Consider the following 17376-nt stretch of genomic DNA (forward strand, 5'->3'; position numbering starts at 1 on the left):
TAGAAAAATTTTAATTGTTTTGAAAACATAATATCTATTATGTCAAATTCAGTTTTTGTTCCGGGCCACATTACCGGTTTTTTCACTATTGAAGACCATGATATCACTCTTAAGAAAGGATCATGCGGTGCAGGCTTTTTATTGTCCAGAGGTGTCAGGACAACCATATCAGATTCAGATGAGTTGGAAATTGATGTCAATCAGGGAGACTCCACCGTAATAGATGAGGTTTTAAAGATTATGGAAATCGACACTGATTTTAAGGTAACTCAGGATATCCAGCTGCCTATTGGAGCGGGTTTTGGAACATCAGCCGCATCGGCTCTGAGTCTCACTCTTGCCTTAAACGAATTTTTGGACCTTGGATATTCAACCGAACTGTGCGGCCAGATTGCACACATGGCTGAAGTCAACTTGGGTGCAGGCCTGGGCGATGTCATTGCACAAACCGGCCATGGTTTGGTTTTAAGGGTTGAGCCGGGGGCTCCCGGAATCGGCAAGATCAAGTCATTCGAGCATGATGTCTGCATTGCCTGGAAAACCTTCGGCGGGATTGAAACTTCAAGCATCATCCGAAATCCCCGTCACCATCAGGTAATATCTGATGCTGGTCTCAAGTACCTTGAGTACTTTGAGGAAAAGCCGAGCTTGAAAAATTTTCTGGACTTTTCAAACAGGTTTTCCAATGAGACAAAACTGATGTCAGATGAAGTGAAAAATCTAGTTGATTATTTTAATTCCAGACCTGATATTTTAGGTAGTTCAATGGGTATGCTTGGAAATACGGTATTTGCATTTGCGCAAAATGAAGATGTCTTCAAAAATGAGGAAGTTGAAAACTTGCATATAGATAAACTCAACAATGTTGGGATAGTTTATGATTAAGTTAAGTTATGATGTAAAAAAATATCGCCGTGACCTTTTGGAATTGGTTGAAGCGGACGATATTATTATAGAATTGGGATGCCATGTGGGAGGCACAACAAAACTGATTTCGCCGGGCTGCAAAGTTATTGCAGTTGACAATTCTCCTGAGGCAATCGATGAGATGAAAAACATCGAAAATGTGAATTTCATTCCAGGAGATGTTCGGCTGCATGAGATTATTGGTGAAGTTTATAAGATCACTCAATCATGTGATGTATTGGCAATAGATTTGGGTGGCGGATATCATCCGGATACTGTTTTCAAGGTATTCTATATATGGTCAAGCACATTCAAACCGAAACATACTGCAATAAGGAACCGTGGCCTTTTGGAGTTCTTTAATTCGGCAAGTGCCTGTGATGAGGATTACCGTACAAGCACGGGTTATCTTGAAAGCTATCATGATTCAGGCATTCCTCCATTGATAAAGGAATTCGACTTGTGGACACCAAAACTCAAAAGATAGTTAAGTATAAATAGTATGGTTTTTTCAAAGCAATTTTTCAGGGTGAAAACAATCATATAATTCTCTAATCACAAATTATATAAATGATTAATGCTAAATTAAGAATTAGGATAAATTAAGGAGGTATTAATATGGCAAAACCTATTGGTGATACTCCTATATTGTATGGTAAAGAAGCTGAAGATTTTTTAAATAGCTTAGACAGGCCATTAACTAAAAAAGAAAAAGAATTGCAGAAAAGAATGAGAGAACAACGTTTTGTTCCGTTTTAATTCTTTTTTCTTTTTAATATCTGTTAAGATCAAAATACAGAAAAAATTTTTTTGTTGGACCTCTTAGAATTATGAAATCAAATGTGATTATCTTTTTTTCATAATCTTATTCTAGTCATCATCACAGTAAAAATCACTTAATTCATGTTTACTACTTAATAGTAATTGTCTTTAATTTATTTAATTTTGATAAATCTTTCTATTCATCCTTTAATTATATATCTGTTTCTCATTATTCATCCAAATATTGTTTTAGCCTTGTTATTTTTTATTCAGACATAAATATTGATTTTAATACGTTATATGTTTACAATAATTGAAATTTTTTTTCCAATCATTAAAATTAATGTCTAAATGTGTACAATTACTATTATATACCATAATCACTAAAAATATAATTCATAAGTAAAAAGGTTGTAAAAAATGATAGGTAAAAAAATCCGTTTAGAAAGAATCATAAATAGAAATACTGGTAGAACTGTAATAGCACCTATGGATCATGGTGTGTCAAGCGGACCAATTCCTGGAATCATCGATATGGATGAAACTGTTGAAGAAATCTCCCAAGGAGGAGCAGATGCTATTCTAATGCACAAGGGAATTGTAAAACAAGGTCACCGTGGTTACGGTAAGGATATAGGTCTTATCGTACACCTCTCAGCAAGTACCTCACTTGCACCGGACCCAAACGATAAGGTTACCGTAACAAGTGTCGAAAAGGCAATTCAGTTAGGTGCAGATGCAGTATCCATTCACGTAAACCTCGGTTCAGAAACCGAAAGCCAGATGCTTCAGGAATTAGGTGTCATTGCCGAAACCTGTGACTACTGGGGAATGCCTCTTCTTGCAATGATGTACCCAAGAGGCCAGAAAGTTGAAAATGAGCATGATGTGGAATTCGTAAAGCATGCGGCACGTGTAGGATCCGAACTTGGAGTTGACATTGTAAAAACCAACTATACTGGAGACCCTGATTCATTCAAGGAAGTTGTAGAAGGAGCAATCGTGCCTGTAGTCATTGCCGGCGGTCCGAAAATAGACACCGATGAGGAACTATTGCAGATGGTAAAGGATTCCCTTGAAGTTGGCGGAGCAGGAGTTGCGTTCGGACGTAATCTCTTCCAGGCCGAAAATCCTGGAAAAATCACCCGTGCAATTTCAGAGATAGTCCATCATGACGCTGAAGTTGACGAAGCCATGAAATTCTTGGACTAGGTGGAATAATGCAAAACAAGTTCGCTTGGATATCAACACCTGATGAAGTGTGGGATGACAAAAAGGAAATGATTACCACAGCATTGGAATCAGGAATTGACCATGTGCTCGATTTGGATGACATTGAAAACATCAGAAAATTGGGAAACGTGAAGATAATCTCCAACAGCGATGATGCCGACATATATCTGGTCGGAATAAACGGTGAAGGAGACGGATTCATAGATTTGAATGAGGACTTTAAGGATTCAGTTGATATTGCAAATGCAAAAAAAGCAAAAAGCGAAGGAAAAACAGTATGTGCATATATAGTAATTACTGATAAGGCACATGAGCAATTGGCTGTAAGGCTTGGTGAAATTGTAGATTATATCATTCTTGTGGGAACCGACTGGACAATCATTCCTCTTGAAAACATTATTGCAGACCTGCAGAAGGTTGATGTTGAAATCATTGCTGCAGTCCGTGATCTTGACGGTGCCCGTGTGGCACTCGAAACACTTGAGCACGGAACTGATGGCGTGATATTTGAAGCTAATGAATTTAACCAAATCAAGAAAATCGCCCAGGAGGTTGTCGAAGCGTCACAGGCAAAATATGAACTCAAGATTGCAACTGTCACCAATGTGAAGCCATTGGGATCAGGTGACCGTGTCTGCGTTGATACAACCGACATGATGAAGCCGGGCGAAGGAATGCTCATAGGATCCTATTCAAAATCAATGTTTCTGGTTCACTCAGAAAGTCTGGAAAGCGAATATGTTGCATCACGTCCATTCAGGGTAAATGCAGGGCCTGTCCAGGCTTATGTTATGGTTCCTGGAAACAAGACAAGATACCTCTCCGAACTGGTGGCCGGAGATGAAGTGCTGATTGTCAATACCGAAGGCGAAACCAGAACAGCCTATGTCGGAAGAAGCAAAATCGAAAGAAGGCCATTGATTCTAATTGAAGCGGAATATGAAGGCCAAATCATCAGAACTCTTCTTCAGAATGCCGAAACTATCAGAATCGTCGATGAAAACGACAATCCTTTGTCAGTGGCTGACGTGAAACCGGGCGACAAGGTAAAGGTTTACATCGAGTCTAATGCACGCCACTTCGGAATAGCGATTGATGAGACAATTATCGAACAATAGGTGTTTTGATGTCACAGATAAGGGCGTTTCTTGCGATTGATTTGGATGATGATTTAAAGCCTAAGATAAACAAAATCATCAGGGAATTCAAAAAAACCGATGCCAGAATAAAATATGTGGAATTGGCAAACCTTCATTTGACCTTAAAATTCTTTGGTGATATTGATACCGAGGGTTTGGGATTGCTTGAGGAGGCAATAACTAATGTTGTCTCTCAGTTCGATTCCTTTAAGATAAGAATTGCAGGCTGCGGAGCCTTTCCAAACAATAAACGCATAAAGGTGATTTGGGTTGGAATCGATGAGGATTCCATAATCAGGGACCTTCATGATAAGCTGGATAAGGAATTTGTGCGCCTGGGCTTTGATAAGGACAAGAGGTTCTCAACACACCTCACCATCGGACGCATGAAATCAGCAAAAGGCAAGGATAAAGTCAAATCAACAATAGAAGAGTTCAGTGATGTTGAAATCGGAGAGATGGAAGTTGACCGTATTGTCCTTAAGAAATCAACCTTGACACCTGCCGGACCGATATATGAGGATTTGAAAATATTTGAATTATGATTGCCATGGATTATGAAGCTATACTAAAAGATATTAAGCCAACTGAATCTGAAAAGGAGCATATTGACAGCGTATCCTATAAGATAATGAAGTTCCTGCAGGATGCATGTGATGAAAAGGGAATTGATGCCACCATAAACTTGGTGGGATCTGTCGCTAAAAATACTGCACTTAAAGGAAAGTCAGACATTGATATTTTTATAGCTTTTCCATTGGATACCGATAAGAAAGATTTAAAGCGATATGGCCTTGATCTGGCACATGAATGCTGTGTTGAGTTTGGAATCACTCCTCAGCATCATTATGCATCACATCCGTATGTGACAACATTTCTTGAAGGATGTGAAGTCGATATTGTGCCATGCTATGCAATCGAAGATGGCGACCAGTTGAAATCGGCGGTGGACAGGACAATTCTGCACACCCGCTATATCAAGGGTAAGTTAAGCGAAAATCAGCAGGATGAAGTTCTGTTATTGAAAAGGTTCATGGCAATGACAGGCACATACGGTTCCGAATTTAAGGTTGGCGGATTTGCAGGTTATTTATGTGAATTGTTAATTCTTTTTTATGGGGATTTTGAAAAAACATTAAAGGCGGCCATCAATTGGAAATTTGGTCATGAAATTGATATTGAAGAATATGGCACTGCAGGAAATTTCAAAGACCCGTTAATAGTCATTGACCCTACCGATAAGAATCGTAATGTTGGTGCTGCTTTAAGATTGGATAAGATGGCCGAATTTATCCAGTCAGCCCGTAATTATATATTTTCTGATAACAAAAAAGATTATTTTTATCCATTGAATAAAGATTTAAATAAGGTAGATGTTCTAAAAGAATTTGAAACAAGAAACAGTGATTTGATTGCATTCAAATTCAGAATTCCGGACATTCCTTTAGACACGCTCCATCCTCAGCTTAGGAAGACCTGCCAGGCATTGGAAAGGAAATTGAATAGCGAGGAATTCAATGTATTTAAGGCAGACTATTGGAGCGATGAAATAGACTATTGTGTCATCCTTTTAGAGATGGCTTCATCAAACTTAAATAATGTTAAGGTAAATGTTGGCCCTAAAGTGTTTATTACACAGGCCTGTGAGAATTTCGTTGCCAAATATGGCCGTGAAAACTGTTATATCCAAGATGACTTTTTGGTCCATATGCAAAAAAGGGAATTTGTCAATGCTGTCGACATGATTAGATATATTTTAACAACTGAGCATATCGGATTGATAAAAGTTGGAAAAAATCTTAAAAAGAGCATTATTAACACCTATGAGTTCATTGACATTGATGAGGTTGATTTGGAATTTTTGGATGATTTCCTCAATCCTGGTCAATACATTTCAAGGTGAATAAATGGAAAAGACTGAAAAAATCGATTTGATTGTAAACCATCCGAAAAAGGCAATAAATAAGTTGGCCTTACCTATCATCATTTCAAACTTATTCATGATGCTTAATAATATTATTGATGGTGTTTGGGTAGCGGGATTAGGTCCTGATGCTCTTGCAGCTGTCGGTTTTGTAACTCCACTATTTTTGGCGATGGTCGGCTTTGCAAACGGTTTGGGAGCAGGTTCCAACAGCCTGATTGCAAGATATATCGGAGCCGAAGACTATCGGAATGCCGGAAACAGCGCAATCCACTCGATAATGTTAAGCATAATCGTTACGATTATCGCCACCGTCTTTATGCTGATAGTCCTGAAGCCCCTTCTTCTGACTATGGGGGCGGGAGACATCATAGATGAGACAATGACATATGGTAGCATTGTCATTGGAGGAATCTTTTCGATATTTCTGCCTGCGATGATGGCCGCTGTCTTCAGGTCACAGGGCGAAATCAGACGTGCATCATATCCTCTGCTTTTTACGGCAGTCATAAACATGATTTTGGATCCGATATTCATTTATTACTTCAATTTGGGAGTTGGAGGTGCAGCAGTTGCCACTGTATTGTCAGGCACACTTCCAATGTTTTTGATGATGTATTGGATGTTTTACAAAAGGGATAGCTTTTTGGAAGTTAAGATGAGCGAGTACAAGAGGGATTTCGGGATATATAAGGACATACTGGTTGTAGGTATTCCTGCAAGTCTGGAACAGTTCATCCTGTCATTCGTTTCAATCCTGATGAATTACTGGCTGACAATGCTTTCAGGAACAATTGCCGTTGCCGCATACAGCGCAACCTGGAGACTGGTTGCAATGGGAATTGCACCGTTGATAGGTATTGGAATGGCTGCATTGACAGTGGGCGGCGCCGCCTATGGGGCACGCAATTTGGCTAACTTTAAGACAGCCCTTAATTATGGCGTGAAGCTGGGACTGATATCTTCCGTAATAATATGCGTATTCCTGTTTGTATTTGCAGAGCCATTATCATACATATTTTCCTATTCTGCAAATGCTTCAATATTGTCCGCTAGGGTTGTAGAATGTCTGCATATATTATGTTTCTTTATTTTATTGATGCCGTTCGGCATACTTGCGGGAAATCTTTTTCAATCAATGGGCAAAGGAACAATATCACTTGCCCTGACATTTTTAAGGGCATTCGTTTTAGAGGTTCTCTTTGCCGGATTGTTTGCATTCATATTCAATATGGCAGATATCGGCATTTATATCGGAATGGTGGTGGGAATGTCTATAGGATGCATTTTCAATTATATCTACATTAACCATTATTTAAACAAACATAAGGATTACTTCACTGCTTGAAGGTGATTTGATGAGTGAAAAAACATATATCTATGAATATGACCAAAAAGAATTGGATGAATTGTCAGACATTGAGTTGAAGGCACTTAAGAAAGCCTCAAGGCTTAACGACAAAATGCTTGATCTCAAGTTTCTGATTGATGAAATAGACTATGACTGGAAGGAATACATTGACTTTTTAGAGGATGAAAAGATTTCAAGGGTTTGTGAATTCAGGGGAGGCCAATGCATTGATTTTGATGATGAGCTTATAAATGCGATTGTCAATACCCTAAAGAAATCGCTGAACGACACCAACAAGTCATTAAATTACAATCATAAAAAAATCGCCCTCAACCGTGTGCTTGACGGATAATTTTTAGAAACTTTTATTATATTCAATTTTTATAATATTAATCATGTCCGAAATTAAAAAACTCACAGCCGATGTTGATGTCGAAGAATACTATAAGAACTATGTGGACTTTGAAAAATTCTCCAAACTGTGCATTGAAGAGCAGGAGATGCTTGGATATAACTGGAGCTATCCTCCTTTTGACTTTGATGTTGATGAGCTATGGAACTCATTCAATAAACTCAAGATAGTTGCATTCAAAATAGAATTTTCCGAAGAGGAACTGGAACACACTTTTTCTGAAATTGAACTGAATAATATTTTGAAGAGATTTGAAAGGTTCAAGGCCAGGCTGATGAATGAAATCTATGTCCTGGAGAATCAGGATTCACAGGGACTGTTTTTAGGCAAATGCAATCTATGCATGAAATGCACAAGGGAATTCGGCATGCAATGCAAGATGCCCTTTAAGATGCGTTACCCTCTGGAGGCATTGGGGGCTGATGTCGACCGGACTGTGGAGGACATTTTCGGATTAAAGATACAATATGCTCATGACGGCAAGCTGCCTGAATATTTGATGTTTGTCGGCGGCTTGCTTTATGAAAGGAAATAGGGTGAAATCATGAAAGTAAGTGTAATAGGCGGAACAGGACCACAGGGACTGGGAATTGCAGAAAGATTGGCCATTGCCGGTGTTGATGTAATTGTCGGTTCAAGAAAAGAGGAAAAGGCACTTGATGTAGTTGCAAAAGCAAAAGAAGAATTGGCGGATTATGACTTATCTAACATGGTAGGTATGGCAAACGAAGATGCTGCCCGTGAAGGTGACGTGCTGATTTTGACAGTTCCTTTAGCTGCCCAAAAACCGACTGTTGAAGGCATCAAGGAGTTCTGTAAAGACAAGATTGTCATGGATGCTACAGTGCCACTGGAAACTGCAATCGGCGGAAAGCCATTCAGGTTCATTGACCTTATGGAAGGATCAGCTGCTGAAAGAACCGCTTCCATTCTGGATGGAACCGGCGCTAAGGTAATCTGTGCATTTTGTAACATCTCAAATTCACACCTTGCAAACATTCCTGATGAAATTGACTGTGACTGTTTGATTGCAGGCGATGATGCAGATGCAAAAGCGACAGCTGCTGAAATCATTGACAAAATACCTGGAATCAAGACAATTGACTGTGGAATTCTTGAAAAGGCAAGGATCATCGAAAAGATCACTCCTCTGCTGATTGGTTTAAACATTAAATACAAATCACATTATGGCGGTTTAAGAATTACAGGAATTCCTGCACTTGACAAAGACTGATTTGATTAATATGGATTCATTTGAGGCATTGATTGGAAAAAATATCGATGAAGTCACCTTAAATGAATCAAAAACTTTTTTTATAGCTCCTCTTAAGTATTCAACCAAAGTCTGCGGCAGAAGATATCCCTCAGACAAGTTCAGGATAGCTGATTTGGATTATTTTGACCTGATTTCATTTTCAAAGCTCTTTGAAAAGGAATCGATACTGATCGTTTGGCATGATGAAACAGGCCTCATTACCAATTTGGAGATATATCACCTAAGCAATGATTTTGATATCCTTTTTGAAGATTACACCATCATCAAAAATGCCATTGACAATGGTAACGCCCACATCTTAAGGGAAGGGGACACAAGATTTTTGGGGGCTTCAAGATTGGACGAAAAAGTGCCCCAACCAAAAAGTGACAAATTGGCAAATAAGCGTGAATTTGTTTTAAAAAAGAAATATCTGCAAAAAATCATCAATGAAATACAAATTAAAACAAATTAGTTTATATAGTATTCTTAACAAATATTTGTATATATTGAATGATTTTGGAGTTGGGGTGTTTGTTGAATAAAAAAATTGTTATTATAATTATTCTGGCAAGTCTATTTGCCCTCTCAACAGTTTATGCGCAAGATAATGTAACTTGTGATAATGATGTTGTTAATTATGATGATAATGAAAACATATCAGAAGTCGAACCTCCAAAAAGTTTCGCAGAATTGAATCAACTGATTTATAATAGCACCGACACCCATATATACCTGTTTCATAGTTATGCATATGATGAAAGTACCGATTCCGGTTTTAAAGATGGGATTGTCATTAACAGGCCGGTAAACATAGTTGGTAATGGAAATAAAATTGACGCCTGCAACAGTGCAAGAATATTCAAGGTTACCTCCAGCAATGTCTTTATAAGTGGAATCACATTTCTTAACGGAAAAGCCGTAAATGGAGGTGCAATCACCGGAGACACCTATGGGGCAATAAGATGCACATTTATAGGAAATCATGCAGACAACTACGGCGGCGCCATGTATAATGGTTATGCCGAAAGTTGTGTGTTTAAAAATAATGATGCATTCTATGGCGCTGCAATTTATAACGGATCAGCAGTGAAATCCAGCTTTGAGTCCAACAATGCAACATATGGTGGTGCAATATATGATACCTATGCCTCCGATTCAACATTCACAAACAATGTTGCTCTCATAAGTTCAGGGGCAATGGAGGGAAGTTCCGCAAACAACTGTACATTCACCAGAAATTCCGCAAAGTCATATGGGGCAGCATCAAAGGCCATCCTATTGAATTGCCAGTTCATCAACAACTTTGCCTCAACCATTGGAGGGGCAATTGGGGGCAGCGGATGTTCAGCTGACAACTGTACCTTCGTAAACAATTACGCTACAAATGAGGGAGGAGCTGTCTACATGGCATATGTCAGCAATTCCGAGTTCAGGGACAATCATGCAAACTATGGGGGAGCCATTTCAGGAAACGTCAATTCAGTTGTAAATTCAAAGTTCATCAACAATTATGCTAATGAGATGGGCGGAGCATTGGCCAATGTTTATGCCGTGGACTGTGAATTCAGAAGAAACCATGCTCACGAAGGCGGTGCGATGTATGGAAGCTCTGCCAAAAACTGTACTTTCATAAGTAATTATGCAACCGAAACAAGCGGTGCAATAAAAGGATATGCTGAAGACTGTCTGTTCATTGACAACAGTGCATACAGGGCAGGAGCCATTGAAGGGGATTCAAAAAATTCAAGATTTGAAGAAAACCATGCGGTAACAGGTGGGGCAATGTATGCAAACTCTGCTGAAAACTGTTTCTTCCTCAAAAACTATGCCGATGAGGGCGGTGCAATCTATGGAGGTTCAGCAGTGCTGTGCACATTTGTTGAAAATCGTGCAAATACTGGAGGAGCAATGTACAGCGGCTCTGCAGTAAGTTCAAATTTCACAAGAAATGTGGCCAACATCACAGGAGGAGCCCATTACAGGACATCCATCGTAAACTGCCACCTTTATGACAATCTGCCAAAATATCTATTGGAAGTTTCAAATTTTGAAGCTATTTATGGTTTTGGCGGCGAGATTAAAGTACAGTTATCCGATTCTCAAAATTACATCAACAATATAAAGACATTAGTGAAGATATATGACATGAACAAGAATGTGGTCTTCGTTTCAAACTGTTTGAGTGGAGGAACATGTTTTGTCGATTTGGATTTGGGTGAGTTTACCCTTGTTGTGAGCGTTGAGGACAATAACTACAATGTCGATCCGGTCACCAGATATATCAATATCAAAAAGGCCACCTCATTTTATGTGGTCAGCGTAACTGCAACTTACGGAATAAATAATCCTTTAATCATTAACCTTCATGATTCCGACGGCTCCATACTCAGAAACGCTCCGGTCAAAGTGAATATCAATGGCGCATTAAAAACATACTGGACAAACAGTAACGGTCAGGTATTGGTGCCTACTACAGGATTATCTCCTAGGTCATATAATGTTTTGGTAAACTATGATGGTGACAATAAATATTTCAAGGCTTCATCTTCCGCCACAATCACTGTCAAAAAGGCAAAACCAAACATGATTGTATCCAACATGAAATATTATGCAAAAGAAAAGACCAAGAAGTTCTACATAGTTTTAAAAGATAATCTTTACAGGGTGATGAAAAATATCAAGGTCAAATTAAAGGTTAAGGGGAAAACCTATACTGCCAAGACCAATTCAAAAGGAAGAGCCACTTTTAAAATTACTAAATTAAAAAAGAAAGGTAAATATACTGCGACTGTCAAATATGCGGGCAACAGTTATTATACAGCTTTATCCAAGTCCGCTAAAATCACAGTTAAGAGATAATTTTTAAAGGCATATTATGAAAAAAGTTAGGATTACCATTTTGAAGACAACCCTTCAGGAAGACCTTGCAAGGGAATACGGAGTTGACGGCCTTGCAACATGCCCTCTAATGAAGGAAGGCGAGGTATACTATGCCGATTATGCAAAGCCTGACGGATTCTGTGATGAGGCATGGAAAGCGATATATCAGTACGTCTTTGCCTTGGCGCATGGAGTTCAGGAGATATGGTATTACTCCGATTGGATTAAAACTCCAGGTGTTGCAATCGTGTCATGCAATGACGGCCTCAGGCCGGTAATCATGAAACTTGAGGCAACTGACATTGAATCAAAAGGCGATTAGTTAACTAAAATTTTGTTTTGAAATTGCCATAATTTTATATAATATTAAATTTAACTTTATTATGATGAAAAAATTGAAGTTTTTATTTATTTTATCATTATTATTTTTAACCATTGGAGCAGTATACGCTATCGATGAGAATTCAACCGATATTGTCCAGGCAGATAGTGAAGATGAATTGAAATCAATCAATACTACGGTTCAGGAAATTTCAAGCTTCGATAATGGCAATCCAAATCTATTGGGAATTTCTGAAGATAATTCAAGCAGTAATGATTCATCAAAAAAGGATCTAACCGTTAAAACCGATTCCAATTATGTTGTGCAGGGAAAAGATTATGATATGTATCTGACTGACTCAATCGGAAATGGGGTAGTCGGAAAAACAGTAATCATAAACCTTAACGGAAAGGATTACAAAAAAACCACAGGTCAAAACGGCAAGTTCGCCATCAATATAAACATGGCCAAGTCAAATGTGGATTTGAAAGTCTCCTATAATGGCGATGCAGGATACAATGAATTTTCCAAAACGATCAACGTAGTAATTTTAAAGGCGGTTTCAATCGAGATTGGAAATTCAAGGCTTCTTACCAACGGATATCTTAGAGTCTATCTGCATGGCCCGCAAAATGCAATTTCCAATAAAATGATTACAATAAGAGTTGGAAATAAGGTTTTTAAAATGAAAACAAATAAGGAGGGTTTTGTTGTCTTTAAGCCTAATGTCAGCCCCAAAACCTATAAGATCACTGTATCATATGTTGGCATTGAGCAATCCAAAATGGTCAAATGCATTAAGGGCAATGTCATAAATCCTTTAAAGAAGAAGGTTCCAACCAAAGGCGGCGTTCCCGATGTTGATTTGATGCCTAAAAACTTTGTGATGGGAGATGGTGACGCTCAATATATTCTAAGAAAATCAGATTATCGTGAAGTCATGAAAAGGGACAGCTATGGTCTGTATCTATATGGCAAATTGTCAAAATATACCTTTTTCAAAACAAAGCTTTCCCCAAAGACTTATCACATTCTCAAGCGGGAAAAATGGAATGTTATTGAAAGGAAGATATATACCAAAGTCGTTAAGAAGAATAAGTACAACTACTGGCCAAAAACGGTTACAGTGTCCCTTAAGGGAAAATCATATACCTATTCTGAAGTTCGTGATGTTCAAAATACCGAATATACATGCGGACCTACATCCGCCAGCGTCTGCAGTCAGGTTCTGAAGAATTTCCATTCGGAAAAATACTTCCAGAAAAAAGGCCATGTGACCAGCGGAATCAATATTCCAGTTCTTAAAAGGATTATAGAAAAAAATCACTGCAGCGTAAAATATTTCTATGGCGATTCCTTTAAAAAGACAATGAAAAAATTGAAAAAGGGCTGTGCACTGATAGTATTTCTTCGAAATCACTACATATCAGTTATAGATGTAAGTCCCGACGGCAAGAAGGTTCTGGTGAGCAATTCATATGGAAGCTACAATGACGGATGCAGACATATTCCGACAAACTGGGTATCCGTTAAAAAGTTGAAATCCAAGTTTGCGGGAGTTGGCCTGGTCGTTAAGCCAAAATATAAATTATCAAAAAATGTCAAAAAGCAATTGAAGAACTATTATTCCAGCATGGGCGGAAAATGGAATAGGCAAAATGTCCATGAAAGAATTCCAAATATTGGCCGTTAAATGCTGTTGAATTCATTCTGGGCATTTTCATAAAAATGGGCCAGTTCCCTGCCGTTGACAAATATATGGGAAACGGTTATGGAAACGCTCATTTCAAAGTTACTGTTGACTTTTCCCCATGTTATCAAAGGCTGGATTGCATTGCCTGAAGCGACACAGTTGGTGATCATGTCAAAGTCAACCCATGGAATGCAGGAGAAGTTTGCAATGTTTGTCAAGTCCCTCTTTTCCATCTCAATGAAGAATCCCTCTTTTTTGCCGGACAATATGTCTGAAGACAACTCCCTGACATAGTCATGCCAGGCCATGATATCGTCAAATTCCTGAGGCACTTTGACTCTCATTTCCTTATAGATTTCGTTTCCCTCATCCATTATTGGAGATACTCCGTCAAGATAGTCATATTCAACAACCTTTCCATCTATTATTCTTCTTTTAAGTTCAGGAACTGAATTGACTGCATTCATGAGGCATCCCATGCTCATTATGAAAAATGACTTGTCGTTTTCATGGCACCAGTTCCACATCTTTTCCACATTGACCCTTGCAGACATCGCATAGCGTGCTGATAATAAATTTATAAAGGGATTTTCATCCAAATTAAATTCAATTTCTCTCATTTTTTAACCTAAATTCTTATTAATAGTTAGTTTTTTATATGTTTTCGATAATAAATATTAATGTTATAAATCATAGATGGTTTTGTTATAATGAAAGTAGTAATTGTAGGTGGAGGAGCTGGAGGAATATCCACAGCTTCAAATATTCGTAAACTCGACAAAGACATAGAAATAACAGTTCTCACAAGAGACAACAAGGTGGCATACTCCCCATGCGCCATTCCTTACGTATTGTCAGGAACAATAGAATCATTTGATGACATTGTCATGAGAACTCCCGAAGACTATAAGGAAAAAAATATAGAAGTAATCACTGAAGTCGAAGTGACCACAGTCGATTCCGACAAGAAAACAGTGACTTATGAAAAAAATGGCAAAGATACAGTTTTAAAATACGACAAACTGGTTTTGGCCACCGGAGGAAATCCGTTTGTGCCTCCAATGCAGGGGGTTGAACTGGATGGAGTATTCAGAATCAGAAATATTGATGATGGTATTAGGGTTCAAAAAGCTATGGAAACCGCCAAAAGCGCTATCGTCACAGGTGCCGGTTTAATCGGTATTGAAATTGCATTTGCCCTAAAGAAAAAAGGATTGAATGTTATCCTAAGTGAAATGCTTCCTCAAATTGTTCCAAGATCACTTGACAAGGACATGTCAGACATTCTGGTGAAATATCTGGAACAGGAAGGAATACAGGTAGTCCTGGGAAAACCTATAACCAAACTGATTGGTGACGGCAAGGTTGAAAAGGCATGCTTTGGCGATGAGGAATTATATGACGCCGACATGGTAATCATGGCAACAGGAGTGAGGGCCGAACTGGATCTTGCAAGAATGGCCGGATGTGAAATCGGAAGATGGGCAATACTTGTAAATGACAGAATGGAAACCTCAGTTGAAGACGTTTATGCAGTGGGGGACTGTGTTGAGTCAAAAGACCTGATTTTAGGTTCAAATACCATTTCACAATTGGGTACCACTGCAGTTCGTGAATCAAAAACTCTGGCCCGTACAATATGTAATAAAAAATCAAAATTCAATCCTGTATTGAATTCTATGGTTTCAAAGGTCGGAAAGCTGGAATTCGGTGCTGTCGGATACACCACCAGTTTCGCACAGCAAAACCGTATCAGGCCCGTTGTACAGAAAGTGCAGGCACTTACAAGAGCACGCTACTATCCGAATGCAAAACCAATGGATATCAAAGTTATTTGTGATGGAAACGGAACCATTATAGGCTGTCAAATCATAGCGGAAGAAAGGGTGGCTGAAAGAATCGATACAATGACTTTGGCCATTACAGAAGGTTTGACCTGCTTTGATTTAAGCAATATGGAATTTGCTTATGCACCGCCTGTATCAATGGTTACCGACCCATTAATCCTCGCTGTTGAGGAAGTCAGTAAAAAATTCAGTTAAATTAAATTATTTTGGAGATGATAATTATGCCAGAACATGGTCAAGGACATGGCCATCACGGTCATGGGGGTCAGATGACTCCGGAACAACAAATGCAAATGATGCAGCAGGAAATCAGACTGGCTAAGAACTTAAGCCAGATTAAACATAAGATTGTTGTAATGAGTGGAAAAGGAGGAGTAGGAAAATCCACCGTTGCAGCCAACATCGCCGAGACATTGCAGGCAATGGGATACAAGACAGGTATCCTTGATGCGGATATTCACGGTCCGAACGTTCCTAAGATGCTTGGTATCGAAATGCTTGAAGAGCAGTTCAACCAATATCAGTTTGATAAATTTAAAGAACTTGTTGAAGAGGGTCTTGACACCAGCTTGCCTGAAGAGGAACAGCGTGAATTCATTGAAGAGAAGAAAAAGGAATATCAGCATTCAATATTTCCTGTTGAAACCGAAAGCGGATTGAAAGTGATGTCAATGGCGTTTCTGATTGACAGCCTGGACAGGCCAATCATCTGGAGAGGACCTCAAAAAACCGGTGCAATAAAACAGCTAATCAGTGATGCACACTGGGGCAAATTGGACTTTTTAGTAATCGACAACCCACCGGGCACAGGGGATGAACCTTTGACCGTGCTTCAGTCAATTCCCGAAACCGATTTGGTATTGATGGTTACCACACCGAATGTGGTCTCACAGGAAGATGTTCTCAAGTGTGTAAAGATGGTTGAGATGATGAACATCAAAAACATTGGCCTTATCGAGAACATGGCATACTATATCTGCCCTCACTGTGATGAAAAGCTTCACATTTTCGGCGAAGGCAACGGCAAGACATTCGCTGATGAAATGGAAATCACATATCTTGGAGACCTGCCTATCAAGGAAAGCGTTGCCGAATCTCCTACCAAAGATGCAACCATTTCAGTTCTTGACCCTGATGACGAAGTGTCAAAAAGGTTTGTTGAAATTGTTGAAGATATAAAAAAAGAGTTTTTAGAGTAAGCTAGTGTTGATTATATAGCTTACGCTGCTTATATTTACCAGAAATCCTAAGAAATTAGGATCTTCTTTTAATTTTTTAAAATAATCTGTTTTTTCAATGATATAATCCTTGTTTTCGGCCATCTCATTCAATGAGAAATACTGCATGCCCATGTCATATTCCCTTTTGTCCGTAAAGATGGGAACTATATAATCACCGTCATTGCCGTATGGAATTTTAACAGGCTCGTTGTCCTCGACTGATATTATGAAGACATTGTCCTTCAGGTATTTCTTCATATCTTCCTCTATTTTCAGGACGGCTTCCTGATTTCCGTTTTCACCCTGCATATATGCCAGGTTAATGTAGTTCTTAAGTTCCGGATGGTTTATTTCTTCAATTTTCATTGTCTTATATTATATTTTTTTTAATATATATCTATTAAATTTAGGCTAAACTAAACTTTTATA

Annotated in this window: 19 protein-coding genes; 17 read left to right on the plus strand and 2 right to left on the minus strand. The window is 38.7% G+C overall.

All coding sequences use genetic code 11. From position 1 onward, the window contains the following. Positions 1-39: 39 nt before the first annotated feature. The 15 genes from QZ138_RS00185 to QZ138_RS00255 all read left to right on the plus strand — a co-directional run bounded on the left by QZ138_RS00185 (position 40) and on the right by QZ138_RS00255 (position 13880). Positions 40-885, plus strand: a complete 846-nt coding sequence (locus QZ138_RS00185; protein WP_292884720.1) for a pantoate kinase — start codon at positions 40-42, stop codon at positions 883-885. Then, complete coding sequence (locus QZ138_RS00190; RefSeq protein ID WP_292884722.1) at positions 878-1393, plus strand: SAM-dependent methyltransferase; 516 nt, start codon at positions 878-880, stop codon at positions 1391-1393. Before QZ138_RS00185 ends, QZ138_RS00190 begins: the two co-directional genes overlap by 8 nt. Before the next feature lie 131 nt (positions 1394-1524). Further along, complete coding sequence (locus QZ138_RS00195; RefSeq protein ID WP_292601282.1) at positions 1525-1665, plus strand: hypothetical protein; 141 nt, start codon at positions 1525-1527, stop codon at positions 1663-1665. A 423-nt stretch (positions 1666-2088) separates the two neighbouring features. Then, entirely contained in the window at positions 2089-2880 is a 792-nt protein-coding gene (locus tag QZ138_RS00200; RefSeq protein ID WP_292601278.1) for a 2-amino-3,7-dideoxy-D-threo-hept-6-ulosonate synthase, read from the plus strand. 8 nt (positions 2881-2888) lie between these two features. Beyond that, positions 2889-4019, plus strand: coding sequence for a 3-dehydroquinate synthase II (locus tag QZ138_RS00205; protein WP_292884725.1), 1131 nt, complete (start codon positions 2889-2891; stop codon positions 4017-4019). Between the two features lie 8 nt (positions 4020-4027). Beyond that, positions 4028-4585 carry an RNA 2',3'-cyclic phosphodiesterase gene (thpR, locus tag QZ138_RS00210; RefSeq protein ID WP_292884728.1) on the plus strand — a complete coding sequence of 186 codons (558 nt, stop codon included), beginning with the start codon at positions 4028-4030 and terminating at the stop codon, positions 4583-4585. A gap of 5 nt (positions 4586-4590) precedes the next feature. Further along, the gene (gene cca / locus QZ138_RS00215) at positions 4591-5943 is read left to right on the plus strand and encodes a CCA tRNA nucleotidyltransferase (protein WP_292884731.1); all 1353 of its coding nucleotides are present in this window, start codon (positions 4591-4593) and stop codon (positions 5941-5943) included. Positions 5944-5947: 4 nt separating this feature from the next. Next, positions 5948-7312 (plus strand): MATE family efflux transporter, encoded by a 1365-nt coding sequence (locus QZ138_RS00220; protein WP_292884734.1) that lies wholly within the window; start codon positions 5948-5950, stop codon positions 7310-7312. 10 nt (positions 7313-7322) lie between these two features. Further along, a complete protein-coding gene (locus tag QZ138_RS00225; RefSeq protein ID WP_292884737.1) occupies positions 7323-7667 on the plus strand; it encodes a hypothetical protein in 345 nt (114 codons plus the stop codon). Positions 7668-7710: 43 nt separating this feature from the next. Continuing rightward, positions 7711-8262, plus strand: coding sequence for a DUF2284 domain-containing protein (locus QZ138_RS00230; protein WP_292601267.1), 552 nt, complete (start codon positions 7711-7713; stop codon positions 8260-8262). 9 nt (positions 8263-8271) lie between these two features. Beyond that, on the plus strand, positions 8272-8961 hold the full coding sequence (npdG, locus tag QZ138_RS00235) for an NADPH-dependent F420 reductase (protein WP_292601265.1): 690 nt from the start codon (positions 8272-8274) through the stop codon (positions 8959-8961). Beyond that, entirely contained in the window at positions 8948-9457 is a 510-nt protein-coding gene (locus tag QZ138_RS00240; protein WP_292884739.1) for a hypothetical protein, read from the plus strand. Before npdG ends, QZ138_RS00240 begins: the two co-directional genes overlap by 14 nt. Positions 9458-9519: 62 nt before the next feature. Continuing rightward, a complete protein-coding gene (locus QZ138_RS00245) occupies positions 9520-11844 on the plus strand; it encodes a hypothetical protein (protein WP_292884742.1) in 2325 nt (774 codons plus the stop codon). A gap of 16 nt (positions 11845-11860) precedes the next feature. After that, positions 11861-12187, plus strand: a complete 327-nt coding sequence (locus tag QZ138_RS00250; protein ID WP_292884745.1) for a TIGR04076 family protein — start codon at positions 11861-11863, stop codon at positions 12185-12187. Positions 12188-12251: 64 nt separating this feature from the next. Then, the gene (locus QZ138_RS00255) at positions 12252-13880 is read left to right on the plus strand and encodes a hypothetical protein (RefSeq protein WP_292884748.1); all 1629 of its coding nucleotides are present in this window, start codon (positions 12252-12254) and stop codon (positions 13878-13880) included. On the opposite strand, the gene QZ138_RS00260 is transcribed toward QZ138_RS00255, so the two are convergent. Beyond that, positions 13877-14500, minus strand: a complete 624-nt coding sequence (locus tag QZ138_RS00260) for a CatA-like O-acetyltransferase (protein ID WP_292884751.1) — start codon at positions 14498-14500, stop codon at positions 13877-13879. The two genes, QZ138_RS00255 and QZ138_RS00260, sit on opposite strands and share 4 nt — an antisense overlap. A gap of 90 nt (positions 14501-14590) precedes the next feature. Here QZ138_RS00260 and QZ138_RS00265 point away from each other — a divergent pair, with 90 nt between their 5' ends. Both QZ138_RS00265 and QZ138_RS00270 read left to right on the plus strand, forming a co-directional pair. Continuing rightward, positions 14591-15922, plus strand: a complete 1332-nt coding sequence (locus QZ138_RS00265) for an FAD-dependent oxidoreductase (RefSeq protein ID WP_292884753.1) — start codon at positions 14591-14593, stop codon at positions 15920-15922. 26 nt (positions 15923-15948) lie between these two features. After that, positions 15949-16926, plus strand: coding sequence for an Mrp/NBP35 family ATP-binding protein (locus tag QZ138_RS00270; RefSeq protein WP_292601252.1), 978 nt, complete (start codon positions 15949-15951; stop codon positions 16924-16926). On the opposite strand, the gene QZ138_RS00275 is transcribed toward QZ138_RS00270, so the two are convergent. Beyond that, positions 16918-17313: a hypothetical protein gene (locus QZ138_RS00275; RefSeq protein WP_292884755.1), complete on the minus strand. Its 396-nt coding sequence runs from the start codon at positions 17311-17313 to the stop codon at positions 16918-16920. The genes QZ138_RS00270 and QZ138_RS00275 overlap by 9 nt on opposite strands. Between the last annotated feature and the right edge of the window lie 63 nt (positions 17314-17376).

The organism is Methanobrevibacter sp. UBA212, assembly GCF_905233225.1.
Classification (GTDB): Archaea; Methanobacteriota; Methanobacteria; order Methanobacteriales; family Methanobacteriaceae; genus Methanocatella.